Origin of the sequence: Mesorhizobium sp. CA7, assembly GCF_020165015.1 — a bacterium.
Taxonomy (GTDB): domain Bacteria; phylum Pseudomonadota; class Alphaproteobacteria; order Rhizobiales; family Rhizobiaceae; genus Mesorhizobium.
In genome coordinates this window covers 190,468-209,061 of sequence record NZ_JAIUHH010000005.1, presented here as the reverse complement: position 1 = coordinate 209,061, position 18,594 = coordinate 190,468, and the positions used below count along the sequence as shown (strand labels likewise).

Below are 18,594 nucleotides of genomic sequence, written 5' to 3'. Positions count from 1 at the left end.
CGCCGGTCCTCCCTCCGGCCCTCACGACATTTCAAATGTGCCACGGACATACTCCCAAGCCGCGGAAAGATGATTGAGCAGCGCCCGCTCGGCGCCATCCGGATCTCGCTCGATGATCGCCATGCAGATTTCGCGGTGGCTCAGGAAATTGATGCGGTTGCGCTCGGGCGATCGGGGCATGCGCATCCAATGCGGCGACAGCCACGCGGTGAAGGCCTTGTGCACTGCGGGCATCACCGGGTTGCGCGTAATCTGGTAGAGCACGGCGTGAAATCCTACGTCGGTGGCATAGAATTTTTCCGAATCCGGTATCGCCGCCTCGTTCATCTCGAGCGCTGATCTGAGCGTGGCCACGTCGTCCTTGCGCGCATGGATGGCGGCGTTGCGCGCAAGAGCGGCTTCAAGAAAGACCCGGGTATCGTAGAGGTTTTTCACTCCCGCCTGAGCGCTTAGCAGGTGGCCGACAACACCTTCCAAAGCGCCGAGCGCCGCGTCCAGCCCCGGCCGGCGGACCACTGGGCGAAAGCGTGGACGCGCTTCGATAAGACCGCGGCTTGCCAGGCGAGCGACCGCTTCACGCACCACGCCGCGGCCAACCCCGTACTCGGCCATCAACTCGCGCTCGGCCGGCAGGAAGCTGCCATCACCGAGCTTGCCGGAGACGATATCCGCTTCGATTCCAATCACCATGGCGTCTGCCGCGCGAGCAGCTCCGCTCGTGGCCCGCGTTCCAAGATGCTGTGGTGTACTTAACAAGCCGTCCTCCACTTCACGCAGTCATTAATGCGCAGATCGGACCAAAGCACAAGGTCCAGCGAGTTATCATCGGACCAAAAGTGCGGTGGATCACCGATCTGGTTGCGATCAGCCCGATAGAGTGCAATTATGGTATGACGAAAATAGGCCAGACGACGAGAGCCTCGCAATGGGCGATACAATAATCACGGACGTGGAGGTTCGGCTTTTCCGGGTGCCGCTGCGTGAAGTAATGACCGACGCCAAGCATGGTGCTCACACGCATTTTGAGCTGGTGACAGCGACCCTGAGGCTGGCGGACGGCAGCGAAGGGACTGGTTACACCTACACTGGAGGTAAAGGCGGGCATGCGATCGGAGCCATGATCGTGCACGATCTGGCGCCGTTCCTGAAAGGACGGGACGCGACCGACATCGAGGGGCTCCATGATGGGATGCTATGGCACATCCATTATGTTGGACGCGGCGGCATCGCGTCCTTTGCGATTTCTGCGCTCGACATAGCGCTCTGGGATCTGCAGGGCCGGCGCATCGGCCGGCCACTCTGGGAAATGGCAGGCAGGGCCGGCAAGACAGCCAAGGCATATCGCGGCGGCATCGACCTGAACTTCTCCCTCGATCAGTTGCTGGCGAGCATCGACTCCTATCTCGCCGCCGGGTTCAATGCTGTGAAGATCAAGGTCGGCAAAGACGACCTCGCGGAGGATGTCGCCCGAGTTAAGGCGATCCGCGAGCGCATCGGGCCGCACACCCCGTTCATGGTGGACGCCAATTACGCGCTCGACATTCATCGGGCGATCGAAGCGGCGAAAGCATTCGCGTCTTACGAGCTGCTCTGGTTCGAGGAGCCCATCATACCTGACGATTACCAGGGCTACGCTGCCATTGCCGAGGCGACGGGCATGCCGCTGGCCATGGGCGAGAACCTGCATGTGATCGAGGAGTTCGAGCATGCCTTCGCGTGGTCGAAGCTATCCTACATCCAACCAGACGCGTCGAACTGTGGCGGCATCACAGGCTGGTTGCGGGTCGCCGAGCTTGCGCGCAAGGCTGGAATTCCGGTGTGCAGCCACGGCATGCAGGAACTACATGTCAGTTTGGTCGCAGGCCAATCAAACGCTGGTTGGGTGGAGGCGCACAGTTTCGACATCGACCTGTACACCACTCGTCCGCTCAGGCTGCAGGATGGGCTGGCAGTCGCCCCAGACGAGCCAGGCATTGGTGTCAGCTTTGACTGGCGTAAGCTGGATGGCTTTGAGGAGAGGGTCTAAGCCAGATCGGTAACGGACCGACCTGGCCCGAAAGAGCCAGCTTGCCGAGCGGACCAGCCACGGTCGCTTCGAAGCGTCGAGAGGCTATCGCGCTGGAAAAGGAGCGCGCCGCGAATAAGCAGCACCCGCCGAACGGCGAGTGGCTGGTCCACGGCGGCCGATCAAGTGATCTCCCGGCAGAAGCGAATGACATATCGCTGATTGGGCTGTCGCAGGCGGAAGCGGAGCACCTGGCCAATGAAGCAAATGTCCGACTGCTACTATCGCGCAAGGTATCAACTTTTTTGCGAGACCTCGTCCCTCAGCCCATTGCGATCACTCAAATTTAAATGCGCTGGCATCCGAAGTGCTCACAATGGCTGAATGCCACGGTACGTTTTCGAAGTTACGAGAAACGGGCAGCGATTTGCCGATGCGTGGGTTGAACTGGACAGCCTGCGCGACATGCGACGAGAAGCGCTTAAGACGCTGCACGACATCGCCGTCGACGAAATGGCTGAGAGCGACGTCGATGAGACCCTGGCGATCTCGGTCCATGATGAAACCGGCAGGGCGATATATTCAGCAACTCTCACGGTCTCACAATCGCTGCCGCTCTTGCACCTGGTTGGCCGGTGAGAGGCGTCGCAAGAGGTTGCGTCGAAGTGGGTCCGCCGCCGAACATTTTTGGGTGGGCCGTCATCGGGGGCCATGATCAGTGCGCGCGTCACGTGGGGTGGCGCCGATCCGCCGGAAAATGAAGCTTTCATTTCCCTCCGGCGCGGCCTGCGCGGCGTCGGCCAGCATCGCCATTCGCTTGTGGATCGGCGACTTGATGCAGGCCGGATCCGTTGCCGCCGCATCGCCGGCGATCGCCATTGCCTGACACCTGCAGCCGCCCCAATCGACCTCGCGGCGCTCGCAGCTTCGGCACGGCTCCTGCATCCAGTCGGTGCCGCGGAAGGCGCTGAATGCCGGTGAGTCGGCCCAGATTTCGGCGAGCCTGCGGTCTCCGAAGCGCTCGAAGCGCAGCGAGGGAATGGTCTGGGCGGCATGGCACGGCAACACGGTGCCGTCGGGCGCGACCATGAAGGCGTCGCGCGCCCAGCCCCCCATGCATGGCTTGGGATACACGGCAAAATAATCCGGCGTGACAAAATCGATGTTCATGATTCCGGCGAGCCTTTCGCGTGCCGCCGTGACGATGTCCGCCTGCCGGTTGACCGCCGCCAGGTCGGGCATCAGCCTGTCGCGGTTGGCGAGCGCCCAACCGGCATATTGGACGTTCGCGATCTCCAGCCGCTCCGCATCCAAGGAGAGGGCGAGATCGATGAATTCCGGCACTTCCTCGATGTTGTGGCGATGGACCGGCGCATTGATGGTGAGGGGCAGCCCGGCCGCGCGGGCGCGGCGTGCCGTCTCCAGCTTCTTCTCGTGGCTGCCCCGGTGGTTGCCGATAGGGTCGGTGGTCGCCGGACGGGCGCCCTGGAAGCTTAGTTGCAGGTGGTCGAGACCGGCTTCGGCAAAGGCCTCGATGCGGCCCTCGGCAATGCCGACGCCGGCGGTGATGAGGTTGGTGTAGACGCTGCGCGCCGAAAGCCCGGCGATCAATTGCTCGAGGTCGCGACGCAGCGTCGGCTCGCCGCCGGAAAGATGCACCTGCAGGACACCGAGATCGGCGGCCTGCGAGAACAGATCGAGCCAGGTCTGCGTGTCGAGCTCGTGGTTGGCCTTCAGCAGTTCGAGCGGATTGGAGCAATAAGGGCACTGCAGCGGGCAGCGATGCGTCAGTTCCGCCAGCATGCCGATCGGAGGCAGGAGGGGCGCACTCATAGCTTCACCAAAAGTTTGTCCGACCATTCCTGCAGGAAGGCGATGACGTCGGCCGCCACGTCCTCCGGATCCGCGTCATAGTCGGCCGCAAGATCGGCAATGATGCGCTCGACGATGGACCGGCCGTCGCAGCGGCGCAGTATGTCGAGACTGATCTCGTTCGGCCAGAATACCTTCTCCGGCGAAAGCACGGCGAAGGCCTGCCGCACGGGATCGTACTGGATGCGCACATGCCTGGGCAGCGATGGCGCCGACCGCAACGACACGATGGCCCTTTCCCGCAGTGCCGTCATAAGGCCGCCTCCGGGCGGAAGGCGCCGGGCGGTATGTTTCCCGGCGCGCCGTAAGCATGCTGGAGCGCATCGAGCATGGCCCAGAGTATGTCGCATTTGAACACCAGCGCATCGATCGCCTGCTGCTGGCGTTCGGCCGTGTCGGCATGGGCCAGCACATAGGCGAGGGCGAAGTCGGCGTCGCGCGATGCCTGTTCGGGCCGCCGGCTGAAATAGGCCAGCGTATCCTCGGTGATGTAGTCGTATCTGGCCAGCATCGCCGGCACCCGCTCGCCAATGATCGTCGGCGAGAACATCTCGGTCAGCGATGACGCGACCGCCTCGAGCAGCGTATGGTTCGTGCAGAAGGAAAGATAGGCGCCGACGGCGAAACGGGTCGCCGGCAGGGCCAGCTTTTCGCCCTTGACGGCTTCGGCATCGAGCCCAAGAGAGCTCGCCAGGTGCAGCCAGCGCGCGATGCCGCCGCTCCAGCCGTCATCACCGTCATGGTCTTCGATGCGCTTGCGCCAGGCGGCGCGAAACGCCGGATCCTCGGCACGCGCCAGGATCATGGCGTCCTTGCGCGGAATGACGGCCTGATAGCAATAACGGTTTAGCGCCCAGGCCTGCATTTCGACCTTCGACAAGGCGCCGCCGGTCATCCTATGATGGAAAGGATGGCGGTTATGATAGCGCTCGTCGCCGACCTGCCGCAGCACGGCCTCGAGCTCGCTCATAGACAGTCCGCCTCGGGCCGCGTCGTGGAAATCGCTCACAATTCAAGCTCCATGCCATCGCTGGCGACTTCCCAGCCAGCCGCCTTGACCGCCGCGTGTTCGGCGGAATTCTCGTCCAGAACAGGATTGGTGTTGTTGATATGGATGAAGATACGGCGACCGATCTTCACATCGGCCAGGCCGGCGATAGAACCTGCTTCTCCGGACATTGCGATGTGCCCCATGCGCGCGCCGGTTTTCTGGCCGACGCCGGCCGTGATCATCTCGTCGTCCGTGTAGACGGTGCCGTCGAACAGAAGGCAGGCGGCGCCGGCCAGGCGCGTGCGCAGCGCGGCATCGATGCGCGCGCAGCCCGGTATGTAAAAAACCGCGGCACGACCGCCGGTCTCGCTGATGCGGACGCCGATCGTGTCGCCGGTGTCCGAGCTGAAATCGGCGGCGGGATCGCCTCTTTGCTCGAGGTAGAGCGCTATCTTGCCCGGCACCGGAAAGCTGCGGACGATCACGCCGGTCGGGTGGCCGTCCGCGCCGCAGATAGCCATCTCCTGTGTCGGCGCCAAGAGACGCCGTGGCACGATCGCCGGATCAAGGACATTGAAGATCGAATTGGCCGCCAGTGTCGCGAGCACCTGCGCGGTCGCATAGATCGCGAAAGGCTGCCGCTCACGCAGGCTGAGCAGGCCGGCGATATGGTCCACGTCGGCATTGGTCAGCACCACCGCGCGGATAGGCGTCGAGCGCAGCGGTGCATCGGCCGCGGGCTGCAGCTCGGACGCTTGCGCAATCTGCTGGCGGATGTCGGGCGACGCGTTGAAGAGGACCCAACCTGTCCCATCCGCCGATACGGCGATGGATGATTGGGTTCGCGAACGCACGCCGGGCATGCCCCTGCGAGCCGCGCGGCTCAGGCGGTAATTGCAATTCCACTGCGGAAAGCCGCCTCCCGCCGCCGATCCGACGATCTTCACGCGCATGGCAATGCATGCCCAGCGGGCCAACTGACCGGCGCCACTTTTACGGCTGCGGTCGATTGGCGTCCGCGTCTTCTGATATCGCAAAGAATTGCATGCCCCGTTGAGCAGGGCATGCAAATTCACGGGCTACTTTTTCGGCCGGATTTCAGCAGGCAGATATCGCGATATCTCAAAGCCCGCCGCCACCTGACACATGGTTGGTTTCTTCCAGGTCTTCTTCATCGAGTTCTCCTTCTGCAACCATAAGATCGACGGCCGTTAGGGCCAAGTGGTCCACTTTGCTAGGCGGCCTGCAAAGCACGTTGATTGGCGTCGCTCTCGCCAAGAGCGTTGAGCGCCTCGTCGGTTGCCGATTCTTCCTTCAACGTTTGTCGGAGCAGCGGAAGAGCATCCTTGAGACCGAGCTGTTCGGCCCATGCAATCAGCGTGCCGTAGCGTGCGATTTCATAATGCTCGACCGCTTGCGCGGCGCCAACCAGCCCTGCGTCAAGCGCCGGCTCGTCCTTGTACTCTTCGAGGATTTCCGAGCCCTCCTCGATGATTCCGTCGATAGCAGGGCAGGTCTTGCCCCTGGCCGGCTTGCCGAGCATGTCGAAGACTTGTTCCAGGCGGTCCACCTGGTCTTCAGTTTCCTTGAGGTGCTTTTCGAAAGCGGCGCTTATCTTTTCGGACTGTGCTGCTTTCGCCAGCTTTGGCAAAGCCTTCAGGATCTTTTTTTCAGCGTAATAAATGTCTTTTAGTCCGTCCAGGAACAGGCTTTCCAAGCCGTTCGAGGTCGCGGACGAAGCTTTTTTCGGCATCTTAGGTCCTCCTTGGGTGTAGGGATGCGCCTGCGGCACTCTTCCTAATCCGCCCGGAGACCCGAAGTTCCGACAAGAGTGTCATCATCGCTGGCGCCGTGCTCACAACGACTTAGCTCCGAAGGCAGTCCGGTTGAGGAGACGTCAACTTCCGCCTCGTCCGACATCGCGCATCCGCTCGATTTCCTCCGGCTCTTTGTCGTCCATTCCGGCGATCTCGTTGCGAGCCTTGGCGTTCGCCTTGATCAGCTCATCGAGTTTCGCCTGCAATGCTTGGGTGTCGCGATGCTCGGCCCTTTGAATAAACAGCGTCATTGCCCAGGTGATCAGCGTCGCGGCGCCGTGCCAGTCAAGTGTCTCCCGCTCGAAGACGTACCAAGCAAGAGTGTAGCCGCCCAAAATCAAAAAGGCCGCCGGTCGGGACGTCAGTGTGCCGACTTTGGTCAGCGCTTCTCGAAGCTGCAATGTTGCCATGCCTGCGAACGGCTGAGCGCAATCCGGGTTCCCGCTGGATACGTTGGGCTGGAACCTAGCTCGAGGCGGGAACGTCCCCCTCGTTTCAAGCGCTCTCGCCGTGGAAAGCCATCGAGTGTCTCCTCAGAGTGTTCAAGCTCCCCACCGTGCAGCGATCCGTCCATTCCCCGCCGTTTCGGATTTGCGGAACATCGGCGTCCCCGTCCAGTTATCTCGCGTCGAGGAGGAGGTGCTCCATGAATGCGACAAAGGAATTCCTGCGAAGCTGGCTGGCAGAGAATGTCGGCAACTTGCCGACCGACACCGAGGTCAGCGTTGCGATGCTGGCGCAGCAATTCGAGCAAGACGCCGATGCCGCCGGCTACGGTCGCGAGGTGCGCGAGCAGGAGGTGGGCAACATTGAGGACTCCATCCAACGTGCACTAGACAAAGCGGGCGAGGAAAACAGAGGGTCGGAATCCAGTGCTGATCACGAGAATTCGCTGGCGCCTGTCATCGATGCCCTGGAAGATGTCGAGCCTGAACAGGATGATGCCGAGGGCTCCGGCAAGCCGGCTGTCTAGTCTAGCGGTTCTCCTTGGTCAGCGTCGAAATTACCGCGTCCAGAACCGTCTTTGGGCAAGTCTCTCCTTCGCGCAGCGCTTCGAACAGGGAGGTCACCAAGCTTTCCAGCGTTCCGCCGTGATCCTTCGACAGTTTCGAAGCTGCCTGCGTTAGCGCTTCGAATTCCAAAAGACTGAGTTGAGAGTGGCGCGTCATGGTTCCTTCCTCGCGAGGCGGACGCAGGACGCAACCGGACGCTTGCCGCACTCGTAGAAGTGCAGCGGTTCAGCCTCAACCACATTTGTTGCAAGAGGCTGTTGCTGCTCCCGGCTGCGGAGCAGTAACGAGGTCGATCCCGCTGCCCACGGAACAAAGGCCGGCCACAGAGGTTTGGCCGGCTTCCAACCTGCCCGGAAGTCAGCAGACATCCGATGAAAGCGGAGAAGGTGCTCAATGACGAAGCCCCGCCAAAACGACGATCCCGCGCGATCAACCCCAAGCAGCGATCGGACCGGCCAGCAAACAGGAGCGGACAGGGATTCGCCGCAGGAAGATCCGGTTGAAGGCTCGCGCAAGATTGTGGATCGCGAGCTCGCCCGGCAAAAGCCGTCGGCCGGGGCTAAGAAGGAGGCCGAGCAGAGCCTGCGCGAGCAAGTCGAGGACGAGACCGAGCTGCCTCAGAAAGGGTCGGCCTGATAACGAGCAGGGCGGCTGTAAAGTCGCCTGCTCCGCCACACCGCCTGATTTCCAACGATGACGGCAAAGTTCAGGAAGAACCTGCTTCTGTTGCTTGCGGCGGCAGCGGTTGGCTTGTCCCTGTACAATGGCCAGCTTGCGCGACGGACGTTAGCCGCACGTCCGCTCGGGCGCTTCATCCATCTCCGGGGAACGAAGCTGCATTTCCTGGAGGCGGGCAATGGGCAACCGCTTCTGCTGTTGCACGGCAATGGCGCCTCGGCGGAAGACTTCACGACAAGCGGCATCTTCGGCAGAGCCGCCGCCAGATATCGCGTACTTGCCTTCGACAGGCCCGGCTTCGGCATGAGTCCACGCCCGGCCGGCAGACCTTGGACCGCAGCTGCCCAGGCCGACGTCATCGATGCCGCGGTCGCGAAACTCGGCATCGGGCGCTACATGGTTGTCGGCCATTCCTGGGGTGCAGCGGTGGCGCTCGAGATGGCGCGCCGGCATCGCCGGTCGGTAGCTGGCGTCGTTGTCGTCGCCGGCTATCATTACCCGTCGCCGAGACTGGCCCTTGCCATTTCCGCGCTGCCGGCGGTTCCACTGCTCGGGACGGTGCTGCGCCACGCTTTGCTGCCTTCGCTGGTCAGGCTGAACTGGCATTGGGCGATGAAGCAGATTTTTCATCCGGCAACGGTCGCGATGCCTTTTGCGGCGATGACAAGAGGATTGGCGAGCCGGCCCTCGCAGCTGCGCTCCATATCCGCTGAATCCTTTCTGATGCTGGTATCGGCACTCTTCCCAAATCGCCGATATGCCGACATCGCCGTCCCTGTCGGGATAATTGCCGGCGCGGGCGACCAGCTGTTCGATGCCAAGGCCGAGGCAGTGCGCCTGCAATCAGAGATAAGCCACTCGCTCGTAGAAATCGTTTTGGATGCGGGACATATGGTGCATCAAAGCAATCCGCAGGTGATCCTAGCGATGATCGACAAGGTTGCGGCTCTTGCCAACATTGGTGACATGGCGAAGCAACCGGCTCGCACGACATGATTAGGTGCGCGGTCCGCGGAACAACGTAATACGGCCGAGATTCGGCTGGCTTCCAACGTAGAACCAGCCACGTATTTTACCGACAAAGAAATTGCAATTCCCGGTCAGGGTGGAAAAGCCGAACCCGATCTTCGCGCGCGCCCTGCAACAGGCAATCGGCGGCGCAAAACCCGAACACGGAGGAACTTTCGCGTGGCTGCGGCTTGATCTTCAGGATTTGATGCGATTGCAGCGAGGGGAAGATGTCGCGCACCGTTGCCCGGCCGAGCCGGACTTTCCTGCCCCTGCTGGCGCTTGCCTCTTGCTCCTCGTCTAAAACGATTGACCAGCAATCGAAGCGTGCCGCCTCGACGGCGCAGGCGGCAGTGCTGTTGAGCGACGCCTGGCTCTCCGGCGCCGCGCCGTCCCATTATGCGTCCTCTGCATTGCAAACCTTCGCCGAGACACTCGCCGCCGGCCGGCAAGTGGAATCGGCGTCTCCCTCCGACCGGGGAAAGCGAGATTCGTTGGCAGTGGCTGTTAGCCGGCTGTCGAATGCGGCAAGGCGGGCCAAGGACGCGGTCGAGGCGGAACAGGATGCCCAGGTCGGTCAGGCGCAACAGGAGCTTCGGGCCGCGCAAGGCGATCTCGCTGCGGCCTATCGCCAGTATTTGCGCAGCAGCAATGAAGAAGCTGCTCGAAATTTCACTCGGTGTCGTGACCAGCGTCGGCGGCTTCGTGGAGGTCGGCTCGATGGCGACGGCGGCGCAGGCCGGTGCATTGTTCCGCTACCAGCTCATCTGGGCGAGGATGGCGACTGTAAATTTCGAGCATCTTGCCGGCAGGCCCGTATTTTCCGAGCGCGGCAGGAGCATCGGCTATATCGAAGAGATCATCGCGGAGCGGGACGGCGACGACCTCGTCGCCACCGAATTTCATGTCGGCATCTTCGCCGCATTCGAGCGCTTGTCCGCTTCCACTGTCGGCGCTGCATTGCTCGACTTCTTCGCGCTGAGGCGCCGCGAGGGCCTTTATCGCATTCCCTGGGACAAGATCAATATTTCCGATCCGACACACCCCAGGCTGCTTTGCCCAGACGAGGAGCTTGCCGCTTTGAGGGTAAAGCCCATGGGCAAATGAGAACTCGCTAAAAAGCTGCTCGTCCAGGGGAACATCGTAGCCGGCCGGAAGTTCGGATTGCATCGAGGAGGCTGCACCATGAACAGTGTCATCTATCTCATCGGACTGATCGTCGTTGTGCTCGCAGTGCTTTCCTTCCTCGGCTTTCACTAGGAGGCACCATGCAGCGCGAGGATGATCGAGGCCCCGAGTCCGATTTCGCCAAGGCGAAGGACGAAGTTTCCGACCGGATCCAGCAAGAAACCCAAAGCGCCGGCGAAGTTCTCCACGATGCCCGCGACGAGGTCGCCCGCAGGGCTGGAGCGTATGCCACCGAAGCCCAGCAGGCCGTCTCCGAAAAGGCCGAGCAGACGCAGCGAGATATCGGATCGAGCCTGTCGGTTTTCGGCGGCGCCCTGCGCGCCGCGAGCGATCACTTGGCTAACAGCGACCAGAGTGCGGCCTCGAAGTTCATGCAGGAGGCCGCAAGCGGGCTGGAGCGGCTGTCCTCCTCGTTGAAGGAGAAGCCGTTCGGACAAGTGCTCGAAGACGTTCAGTCCTTTGGCCGCGAGAATCCTGGAGCGCTTCTTGCCGGTTCGGTTTTGGCGGGATTGGCACTCGGCCGCTTCATGAAGGCTTCGCCGCCCGGCACGCGCCGCCCGACGCAGGCCGCGGCCAAGTCTGGACATTCCGGACAAACCGGCCTGGGAAGGAGTGCACGACGGGACAGCGCTCCCTCAAATTGGGGTTCCGACGGCGGCATACCCGGCAAGGCAGCGGAGCTGAAGAAATGAGCACTCACGATAATCCAAGTCTCGGCACATTGGTCGCCGATCTGGCGCAACAGGTGAGCACGCTCGTGCAAACGGAGGCGAGGCTCCTAAGAGCGGAGATCTCGGAGAACGCGACCAAGGCTGGCGCAGGCGCCGTCGAGGTGCTGGGCGGCGCGATATGCCTGCTCGCTGCGCTGCTGGTTTTGTTGCAGGCGCTCGTGATCGCTCTGGCCCGCCTTGGTCTGGGCGCCGGGTGGTCCGCTTTGCTCGTGGGCGTGGTCGTGGCCGTGCTTGGCGTGATCCTGTTGCGGACCGGCATGGCGAGCATGGCGCCTTCCGAGCTCGCGCCGGACCGTACACAGGAACAGCTCAAGCGTGACGTGAACGTGATCAAGGAACAAGCGAGATGACCGAGAGATCCGCAGCAGAGCTCGAACGCGAAGCGGAAGCCACGCGCGCAAGAGTGGTGGCGACCGCAGACTCCATTCGCGACAAGATGACCCCAGGGCAGCTCTTTGACGAATTCACCGGGCATTTCAGAGGCGGCGCGGGCTCCGAAATGCTTCACAACCTGAAGGCCCAGGTTCGGGACAATCCATTGCCGCTGACGGTGATCGGCGCGGGCCTGGCCTGGCTGATGTTAGGCAGTGGCGCCTCCGCCACCCCGGCTGGTACCGATGGTGTGACGCGGCGCGGTCCTGGCCTCGATCATGGAGCGTTCGGCGCTGGAATAGGTTCGACCGCCTCGGATGCGGCAGGCTCCGTCGCCGAAGCGGCCAGCGGGGCGGCCGGAACTGTCTCGGGAATGGCTAACGAAGCTGCCGGCACAGTGTCGAACGTGGCAAGCAGCGCAGCCGACACACTGGTGAGCTCGGCGGCGGCTGCGGCCGATATGGCAACGAGTGCCGGCCGCTCGGCACAAAGTCTGCTTCAGGACCAGCCTCTCGCGGTGGCTGCCGTCGGCCTCGCCATCGGAGCTGCGATCGGCGCCATGCTGCCCCACACAGAGGTCGAGGACGAGCGATTGGGCACCTATCGCGAGAGGCTTCGGGATAGTGCCGAAGACACTTTGAAAGAAGGCCTCGACACCGCAACGCAAGTCGCGGCGGAAGCCTACCAGTCGGCAAGCGACGAAGCCGGACGGCAGGCGTCGAGCGAGGGCACGCTGGCCGACAAGGTCGGCGGGGTCGTCAAAGCCGCGGCCGACAAGGCCGACGAATCGGTGCGCGAGAAACTTTCCGATTCCGACGCGTCCTCGTCCGGGAAATCGTAGCCGCTTTTTCAACACTCAAGGAACAATGCGCGCCTCCCTCGGTTCGGGCGGCGTCAGATAGATGGAGACACCGCAATGGCTGAATCGCGCGAATGGCTTGTCCAATGGCTGAGGGACGCTCACGCCATGGAGGAACAGGCAGAGACGATGCTGTCGGGGCAATTGAGCCGGATTGAGAGCTACCCTGAACTCAGCGAGCGAGTTCGCAGCCATCTGGAAGAGACGAAAGAGCAGGCGAGGCGGCTGAAAACCTGCCTAGATGGCCTCGATGAAGGTTCCTCCATGTTGAAAGACGCAGGCGGCAAGCTGACCGCTACAGCGCAGTCGATCAGCGGCGTCTTCGCCGGCGACGAAGTCATGAAAGGCTCTCTGGCGAGCTACACGTTCGAGCACATGGAAATCGCGTCCTATACGATCCTCATCGCCGCGGCCAACGCCGCGGGCGAGGCTGAGATTGCCCGGGTTTGCGAACAGAACCTGCGCGAAGAAGAAGCCATGGCCGAGTGGTTGAAGAGCAACCTGCCGCAAGTCACGCAAAAGTTCCTGACGCGGGCGGACGCCGACAGCGACAAGGCGAAACGCTGACTTGGGACAGACCACCGCCAGGAACAATCCGCATTTCCAGCTGTTAGGGTCGCGGTCGGTCCTCCCTCTACCGGTCGAAGGCTGGGCCCGCCCCGATGGTTGAATGGGGCGGGCCCGGTTGGCATGAATCCAGGAACATTCCTTCTTTCAAAACATTAGGGTCGCTCCCATCCTGGAGTGCCCATGCCGATATTGAACATCCGACTTGGCTTGCCCGACCTGAGCCGGATGCGGCTGGCGCTGACGATTCTCGTGCTGCTCGCCATCGCCCTGCCCGGTCTGGCCGAGCCACAGACGTTGGTGATCGGCTATCTCGGCGAACAGCGCAAACCACCTCTGCCCCTCGGGCCGCTGGACGAGGTCGTCACCGACGACGGCCTGCAAGGTGCCCGGCTCGGCATCGCCGACGATGCCAGCACCGGCCGCTTTCTCGGCCAGCAATTCCGGTTGCAGCAAGTCATCCTCAAGCCCGGCGAGACGCCAGCCGAAGCGATCAAGGAATTCGCCGCCGCCCGCCTCAGCTTTGTGGTTGCCGATCTGGATGCCCCCCAATTGCTGCAGGCGAGCGCAGCTCCTGGCGCCGAGCGGATGACGCTGTTCAACAGCCGCGCACCCGATGATCGCCTGCGTCAGGAGGATTGCCGCAAGAACGTGCTGCACACAATTCCGAGCCACGCCATGCTCGCCGACGCCCTGGCGCAATATCTGATCTGGAAACGCTGGCAGCACTGGTTCCTGCTGGTCGGCCCGCATCCGCAGGATCAGGCGATGGCGGCTGCCTTAAGGCGCGCCGCGACGCGCTTCGGAGCGGAAATCACTGTCGACCAGCCCTGGACGTTCCGGCCCGCCAATGGCCGCGCGGACACGGGGCACGTCACGCTGCAGACCGAGATCCCCGCCGCCACGCAAGTCAGCGACTATGATGTTCTGGTCGCAGCCGACGAAGCCGATGAATTCGGCGCCTATCTCGAGGGGCGCACCGCTCTTCCGAGGCCGGTGGCCGGGACGCAAGGGCTGGTCGCAACCGGCTGGAGTGCGGTCAACGAGGAGTGGGGCGCCACGCAGCTCCAGGATCGCTTCCACAAGCTGGCCGGGCGCTGGATGCTGCCCAGCGACTACGCCGCCTGGCTTGCCGTCAGAAGCGTTGGCGAGGCGGCAACGCGGCTGCACAGTCTCGATCCGACCGCGATCGGAAACTATCTGCGCAGCGATGATTTCCTTCTCGCCGGCTTCAAGGGACAGGGGCTGAGTTTCCGTCCGTGGGACGGGCAGATGCGCCAGCCCATCCTTATCGCTGGCCCTCGCCTGCTCGTCTCGAGTTCGCCACAGCCGGGCTTCCTTCACCAGCGTACGACGCTGGACACTCTGGGCGTCGATCTGGAGGAGAGCACGTGCAAGTTCTGATCGCGCTCGTCCTTTCGATGTTGATCCTCGCTCCTTCCGCCGGGGCGGAGACGATTTACGTTTCCAACGAGCAGGACAACACCGTCGCGGTCGTCGACGGGGCGACCATGACCCTTCAGGACACGATCGAAGTCGGCCGGCGTCCGCGCGGAATGGCGCTTTCGATCGACAAGAAGACGCTGTTCGTTGCCGAAGGCGACGATAACCGCATCGACATGGTCGATCTCGCCAAGCGGCAGGTGGTCGGTCGATTGCCTTCCGGCGCCGATCCGGAATTTTTCGTCGTCCACCCGGATGGCAAACGGCTCTTTGTGGCCAATGAGAAGGACAATCTGGTTTCGGTCGTGGATATCGCGGCGGCCAAGGTTATCGGCACCGTCGATGTCGGGGTGGAGCCGGAAGGTATGGCGGTTAGTGCCGACGGCCGAACGGTCGCCTGCACCTCCGAGACCACGAGCATGGTCCATCTTATCGATGCCGCCACGCTCGAGCTCATCGACAACCTGCTCATCGACACGCGGCCGCGCGCGGCGGCGTTCTCGCCGGACGGCAAGCAATTGTGGGTGTCGTCCGAAATCCGCGGCACCGCCACGGTGTTCGACGCCGCGACGCGCGCTCAAACGGGCAAGATCGAGTTCGAGGTGCCGGGTATTCGGCGCGAGGGCGTGCAGGCGGTCGGTATCTTGATGTCGCGCGACGGCGCGAGCGCCTATGTAGCGCTCGGTCCGGCCAATAGGATTGCCGAGGTCGACACCAAGACCCTCACGGTCCGGCGCCTCTACCTCGTCGGCCAGCGGCCCTGGCATGTCGCGCTCTCGGACGACCAGAAGCGCCTGATCAGCGCCAACGGCAACTCGGGCGATGTCTCCTTCATTGACCTGGAGAATCAGGAGGTGGTGAAATCGCTGCCGGTGGGGCGCGGCCCATGGGGCGTCGTGATCGGCCCATGAACGCGCTGTCGGTCGAGGAGCTGGGCCACAGTTTCGGAAACCGGCGGGTTCTCCAGGGGGTCTCGTTCGCTGTGGCTGAAGGGAGGATGTGCGTCCTGCTTGGACGCAACGGGGCCGGCAAGACGACTTTGTTCTCGCTGATCACTGGTCTCTATCACGCGCGGGCAGGATCTGTGCATGTCTTTGGCCAGGCGATGGAGGCGAACCCATCCGCCGCCCTCGCGCAAATGGGCATCGTTTTCCAACTGCCGACGCTCGATCTCGACCTTACGGCGGGGGAGAACCTGCGCTACCACGCGGCCCTGCACGGGATTCCCGCAGACTTGAGCAAGCAGCGCTCCAGGGAGGAACTCAGCCGCCTGGGAGTGCTGGACAGGATCGATCATCCCACCCGCGCGCTGTCCGGCGGTCAGCGCCGACGCGTGGAGATCGCAAGGGCGCTGATGCATGGTCCGCGCCTGCTGCTGCTCGACGAGCCGACCGCCGGGCTCGACGTGCCGGGACGGCGCGCGCTCGAGCGGCATGTGAGAGAGCTTTGCCGCGAGCGCGGCATTGCCGTTGTGTGGGCGACGCATTTCCTCGAAGAAGTGGGAGCCGATGACGACATCGTCGTGCTGGATCAGGGCAGGGTGCGCTGGGCCGGTCGCGCTGATCGCATCTCTCCCGAGCTTGGGGTCGAAAGCATCGCGGAGGCATTCGCCTCGCTGACGGGGTCGCCATGAAGACGCATCACGCATTGCGGGCGCTCCGCGGCATCTTGCAGCGGGAAATGCTGCGCACGCTGCGGCAGCGCGCGCGCCTGTTCTCCGCGATGGTCCGTCCGCTTGTCTGGCTGGCGATCTTCGCCGCCGGCTTCCGCTCGGTACTCGGCCTGTCGATCACGCCGCCTTACCAGACTTATGTCCTCTACGAGGTCTATGTTGTGCCCGGGCTGGTGGCCATGATGCTGCTGTTTCATGCCATGGCAAGCTCGCTGGCCATGGTCTACGACCGCGAGATGGGCAGCATGCGCCTGCTGCTGACGGCACCTTTGCCGCGCTGGTACCTGCTTGCCGCGCGCCTGCTGGCCAGCGTGATCGTCGGCCTGCCGCTGGTCTACCTGTTCCTCTTCGTGGCGCGCTTCTGGGACGTGCGGCCGCCGATCCTGGGCTATGTTGCCGTGTTTCCGGCGCTCGTGCTGTCGGGTCTGATGCTCGGTGCGTTCGGCCTATTGGTGTCCTCGATCTCGACCCAGATGGAGAACTTCGCCGGCGTGATGAACTTCGTCATTTTCCCGATGTTCTTTGCCTCGACGGCGCTCTATCCGATCTGGCGGCTCGCCGAAGCCGGCCCGATGCTGGCGACGATCGCCGCCTGGAACCCATTCAGCTCGGCGGTCGAACTGATCCGCTTCGCGCTCTACCTTCGGTTCGATGTGGTTTCCATGCTCGTCGTTGTCGCCTGCCTTGGGGCATTCTTCATGGCGGCGGTGGTCGGCTACGATCCAGGCCGCGGCTTGTGGTCCCGGCGCGGCGGCGAAGGCTGATTATCTGAGGGCATAGAGATAGGCCGCGATATCGCGGGCCTGCTGCTCGGTGATCCTTGTCGACGGCATGGCGGTGTGCGGGTTGATTTCCCTTGCCGACCGGATCCAGCGGATCAGGTTCTCCGGATTGTTTGCCAGAACGCCGCCGATATAGACACGGCCGGCTAGGCTGCCGTCGAGGCGCGGCCCGACCTGGCCTTGCGCTCCCGGCACGCCAGGAATCGTATGGCAGCCGGAACAGCCATTCGCGGTCATGATCGGAATGGCGCGTGCGCCCACGCCGCCGGTCGCCACATCCGACTCGTGCCGGACGCGCTCGCGCCGGTCGGTCCATAAGGCCGCCGCGCCGACTGCGACGGCCAGCAGGAGGATCGCGGCAAGGGCGCCGCTGATCAGCCTAGCCAGGTCGGAGCGCATGCGTTGCCTCCCTGGTTCCACTGTTGCTTATCCAAAGGCCGGCGAGCAGCAAGGCCGCTCCGCCATAGATCAAGCCGGCCGGAACCCACATTACTAGCCCGGCGAGTTGCTGGTCCTCGATCGGGCTCAGGCCCCAGATCGCCGCGCCGGAGGCATTCGCCGGATACCAGAGTTTTGGCGATAACAGCAACAGGACGCCGAGCAGGCCGGTATGCAGCGAGGTGAAGAAAAGATGCATGACGGAGCTGCCATAGGTTTGCCGTCGGCCGTAGCGTGGCAGAAGCGCCCACCAGAACAGCAAGGCAGTGCCGAGGAAACTCGCATGCTGCGCATAATGCAGCACCCCCTGCTGCAGCGCTGCCTCGAACAGCGCCGGAATGTGCCAGGTCCAGATTGCTATCCCATGAAGGACCGTCGCGCTGAGCGGGCGCGCGGCGAGGGCCCAGAGCGCCTGCAGCACCTTGCCGTGGGTGAGCTTTCCTGTCCCTCGGCGAAGTTTGGCCGGCAATGCCCACATCAAGGCCGCGCCGGGGCAGGCGGCGACAAGAAGCGGTGCCGCTACGGCCATCAGCAACTCGTGCTCGATCATGTGGGCTGAGAACACGCGCTCGCCGAGCGCGTGTATCGGGCTGACCAGCGCTCCCGTCAACCCGCCCCAACCGGCCGCGAACAACAGAGCCTGTCGTAGCCGCTCCGGTCGGCCCCGGCCGCTGCGGCGCCATAGCCGGCTTGCGCCGAGCGCATAAATAAGCGCGAGCACTGCCAAGGGAAGCGTGATGGGAAACGCCAACGTCCATCCGGCCTCGGGCGCGCCGGCGCCATAGCAGATCGAGGTCGAAAAGAAGGTCTCGAGGCTCATCGCAGGCACTCGTCGAGGATAAGCGCCGCGCTGCCCTGCATGAGGATGACGAGGGCGAACAGCAGCGCCGCGAGCATGCCGAGATCGGCGACGAAACGCTCGGTGCTGCGCGTGCGCTCAGGCTTGAAGGCGGCGCCGCCTTGCCGCTTCGCCCGCCAAGATAGCGCGCCGCCCAGCAGAGAAAATACGGCCAGCAACAGCGCCACCGGGAGCACGACCTGCACCTGGCGATTGCACTGCCAGTGCACGAGCGAATAGTTCAACTGCGTCGAGATTGCCCAGGCCAAAGGCCCCGACAACAAACCACCCCAGGACGTGCCCAGTCGCAGCGCGCGCAT

General features: G+C 63.2%; 26 protein-coding genes. 14 read left to right on the top strand and 12 right to left on the bottom strand.

Translation table 11 applies throughout. The features are described 5' to 3' along the window. Positions 1-21: 21 nt before the first annotated feature. Positions 22-768, bottom strand: coding sequence for an FCD domain-containing protein (locus LB552_RS13330; protein ID WP_224523269.1), 747 nt, complete (start codon positions 766-768; stop codon positions 22-24). A 157-nt stretch (positions 769-925) separates the two neighbouring features. Between LB552_RS13330 and LB552_RS13325 the strand changes: the two genes are divergently transcribed. Beyond that, a complete protein-coding gene (locus LB552_RS13325) occupies positions 926-2,026 on the top strand; it encodes a mandelate racemase/muconate lactonizing enzyme family protein (RefSeq protein WP_224606545.1) in 1,101 nt (366 codons plus the stop codon). Positions 2,027-2,389: 363 nt separating this feature from the next. Continuing rightward, the gene (locus LB552_RS29850) at positions 2,390-2,644 is read left to right on the top strand and encodes a DUF6894 family protein (RefSeq protein WP_095768520.1); all 255 of its coding nucleotides are present in this window, start codon (positions 2,390-2,392) and stop codon (positions 2,642-2,644) included. A 60-nt stretch (positions 2,645-2,704) separates the two neighbouring features. Here the strand turns inward: LB552_RS29850 and pqqE are convergent, their stop codons facing one another. The 7 genes from pqqE to LB552_RS13285 all read right to left on the bottom strand — a co-directional run bounded on the left by pqqE (position 2,705) and on the right by LB552_RS13285 (position 7,095). Then, positions 2,705-3,838, bottom strand: coding sequence for a pyrroloquinoline quinone biosynthesis protein PqqE (pqqE, locus tag LB552_RS13315; protein WP_224606542.1), 1,134 nt, complete (start codon positions 3,836-3,838; stop codon positions 2,705-2,707). After that, positions 3,835-4,131 (bottom strand): pyrroloquinoline quinone biosynthesis peptide chaperone PqqD, encoded by a 297-nt coding sequence (pqqD, locus tag LB552_RS13310; protein WP_224606539.1) that lies wholly within the window; start codon positions 4,129-4,131, stop codon positions 3,835-3,837. Before pqqD ends, pqqE begins: the two co-directional genes overlap by 4 nt. Further along, on the bottom strand, positions 4,128-4,847 hold the full coding sequence (gene pqqC / locus LB552_RS13305; protein WP_263481602.1) for a pyrroloquinoline-quinone synthase PqqC: 720 nt from the start codon (positions 4,845-4,847) through the stop codon (positions 4,128-4,130). The genes pqqD and pqqC overlap by 4 nt, the downstream gene beginning before the upstream one ends. 35 nt (positions 4,848-4,882) lie before the next feature. Then, positions 4,883-5,821 carry a pyrroloquinoline quinone biosynthesis protein PqqB gene (pqqB, locus tag LB552_RS13300; RefSeq protein WP_224606945.1) on the bottom strand — a complete coding sequence of 313 codons (939 nt, stop codon included), beginning with the start codon at positions 5,819-5,821 and terminating at the stop codon, positions 4,883-4,885. 126 nt (positions 5,822-5,947) lie between these two features. Continuing rightward, on the bottom strand, positions 5,948-6,043 hold the full coding sequence (locus LB552_RS13295) for a pyrroloquinoline quinone precursor peptide PqqA (RefSeq protein WP_108702850.1): 96 nt from the start codon (positions 6,041-6,043) through the stop codon (positions 5,948-5,950). A 59-nt stretch (positions 6,044-6,102) separates the two neighbouring features. Continuing rightward, complete coding sequence (locus LB552_RS13290; protein WP_095768525.1) at positions 6,103-6,621, bottom strand: ferritin-like domain-containing protein; 519 nt, start codon at positions 6,619-6,621, stop codon at positions 6,103-6,105. A gap of 144 nt (positions 6,622-6,765) precedes the next feature. Further along, positions 6,766-7,095 (bottom strand): low affinity iron permease family protein, encoded by a 330-nt coding sequence (locus LB552_RS13285; RefSeq protein ID WP_224523243.1) that lies wholly within the window; start codon positions 7,093-7,095, stop codon positions 6,766-6,768. 236 nt (positions 7,096-7,331) lie between these two features. On the opposite strand from LB552_RS13285, the gene LB552_RS13280 reads away from it, so the two are divergent. Then, positions 7,332-7,658 (top strand): hypothetical protein, encoded by a 327-nt coding sequence (locus tag LB552_RS13280; RefSeq protein WP_224606534.1) that lies wholly within the window; start codon positions 7,332-7,334, stop codon positions 7,656-7,658. Position 7,659: 1 nt separating this feature from the next. Here LB552_RS13280 and LB552_RS13275 read toward each other — a convergent pair whose 3' ends face one another. After that, on the bottom strand, positions 7,660-7,854 hold the full coding sequence (locus tag LB552_RS13275; protein ID WP_140839317.1) for a hypothetical protein: 195 nt from the start codon (positions 7,852-7,854) through the stop codon (positions 7,660-7,662). 237 nt (positions 7,855-8,091) lie between these two features. On the opposite strand from LB552_RS13275, the gene LB552_RS13270 reads away from it, so the two are divergent. From LB552_RS13270 to LB552_RS13215, 11 genes are all read left to right on the top strand, one after another. Next, positions 8,092-8,334: a hypothetical protein gene (locus LB552_RS13270; RefSeq protein ID WP_224606531.1), complete on the top strand. Its 243-nt coding sequence runs from the start codon at positions 8,092-8,094 to the stop codon at positions 8,332-8,334. A gap of 57 nt (positions 8,335-8,391) precedes the next feature. Next, complete coding sequence (locus tag LB552_RS13265; protein WP_224606528.1) at positions 8,392-9,372, top strand: alpha/beta fold hydrolase; 981 nt, start codon at positions 8,392-8,394, stop codon at positions 9,370-9,372. A gap of 576 nt (positions 9,373-9,948) precedes the next feature. Next, positions 9,949-10,491 (top strand): PRC-barrel domain-containing protein, encoded by a 543-nt coding sequence (locus tag LB552_RS13255; protein ID WP_224606515.1) that lies wholly within the window; start codon positions 9,949-9,951, stop codon positions 10,489-10,491. A 161-nt stretch (positions 10,492-10,652) separates the two neighbouring features. After that, positions 10,653-11,264 carry a hypothetical protein gene (locus LB552_RS13250; RefSeq protein WP_224606512.1) on the top strand — a complete coding sequence of 204 codons (612 nt, stop codon included), beginning with the start codon at positions 10,653-10,655 and terminating at the stop codon, positions 11,262-11,264. Then, positions 11,261-11,653, top strand: a complete 393-nt coding sequence (locus LB552_RS13245) for a phage holin family protein (RefSeq protein WP_095768531.1) — start codon at positions 11,261-11,263, stop codon at positions 11,651-11,653. The genes LB552_RS13250 and LB552_RS13245 overlap by 4 nt, the downstream gene beginning before the upstream one ends. Next, a complete protein-coding gene (locus LB552_RS13240) occupies positions 11,650-12,516 on the top strand; it encodes a DUF3618 domain-containing protein (protein ID WP_224606509.1) in 867 nt (288 codons plus the stop codon). The genes LB552_RS13245 and LB552_RS13240 overlap by 4 nt, the downstream gene beginning before the upstream one ends. A gap of 75 nt (positions 12,517-12,591) precedes the next feature. After that, positions 12,592-13,101, top strand: coding sequence for a ferritin-like domain-containing protein (locus LB552_RS13235; protein WP_224606506.1), 510 nt, complete (start codon positions 12,592-12,594; stop codon positions 13,099-13,101). 183 nt (positions 13,102-13,284) lie between these two features. After that, on the top strand, positions 13,285-14,505 hold the full coding sequence (locus LB552_RS13230; protein ID WP_224606503.1) for an ABC transporter substrate-binding protein: 1,221 nt from the start codon (positions 13,285-13,287) through the stop codon (positions 14,503-14,505). Beyond that, positions 14,493-15,455, top strand: coding sequence for a PQQ-dependent catabolism-associated beta-propeller protein (locus LB552_RS13225; RefSeq protein WP_224606500.1), 963 nt, complete (start codon positions 14,493-14,495; stop codon positions 15,453-15,455). Before LB552_RS13230 ends, LB552_RS13225 begins: the two co-directional genes overlap by 13 nt. Continuing rightward, entirely contained in the window at positions 15,452-16,177 is a 726-nt protein-coding gene (locus LB552_RS13220; protein ID WP_224606497.1) for an ATP-binding cassette domain-containing protein, read from the top strand. The genes LB552_RS13225 and LB552_RS13220 overlap by 4 nt, the downstream gene beginning before the upstream one ends. After that, positions 16,174-16,980: an ABC transporter permease gene (locus LB552_RS13215; protein ID WP_224606494.1), complete on the top strand. Its 807-nt coding sequence runs from the start codon at positions 16,174-16,176 to the stop codon at positions 16,978-16,980. Before LB552_RS13220 ends, LB552_RS13215 begins: the two co-directional genes overlap by 4 nt. Here the strand turns inward: LB552_RS13215 and LB552_RS13210 are convergent, their stop codons facing one another. The 3 genes from LB552_RS13210 to LB552_RS13200 are packed head-to-tail and all read right to left on the bottom strand — an operon-like array spanning position 16,981 to position 18,594. Further along, a complete protein-coding gene (locus LB552_RS13210) occupies positions 16,981-17,397 on the bottom strand; it encodes a c-type cytochrome (RefSeq protein WP_224606492.1) in 417 nt (138 codons plus the stop codon). Continuing rightward, positions 17,378-18,256, bottom strand: a complete 879-nt coding sequence (locus LB552_RS13205; RefSeq protein ID WP_224606489.1) for a cytochrome c oxidase assembly protein — start codon at positions 18,254-18,256, stop codon at positions 17,378-17,380. Before LB552_RS13205 ends, LB552_RS13210 begins: the two co-directional genes overlap by 20 nt. Then, on the bottom strand, positions 18,253-18,594 hold the full coding sequence (locus LB552_RS13200) for a hypothetical protein (RefSeq protein WP_224606486.1): 342 nt from the start codon (positions 18,592-18,594) through the stop codon (positions 18,253-18,255). The genes LB552_RS13205 and LB552_RS13200 overlap by 4 nt, the downstream gene beginning before the upstream one ends.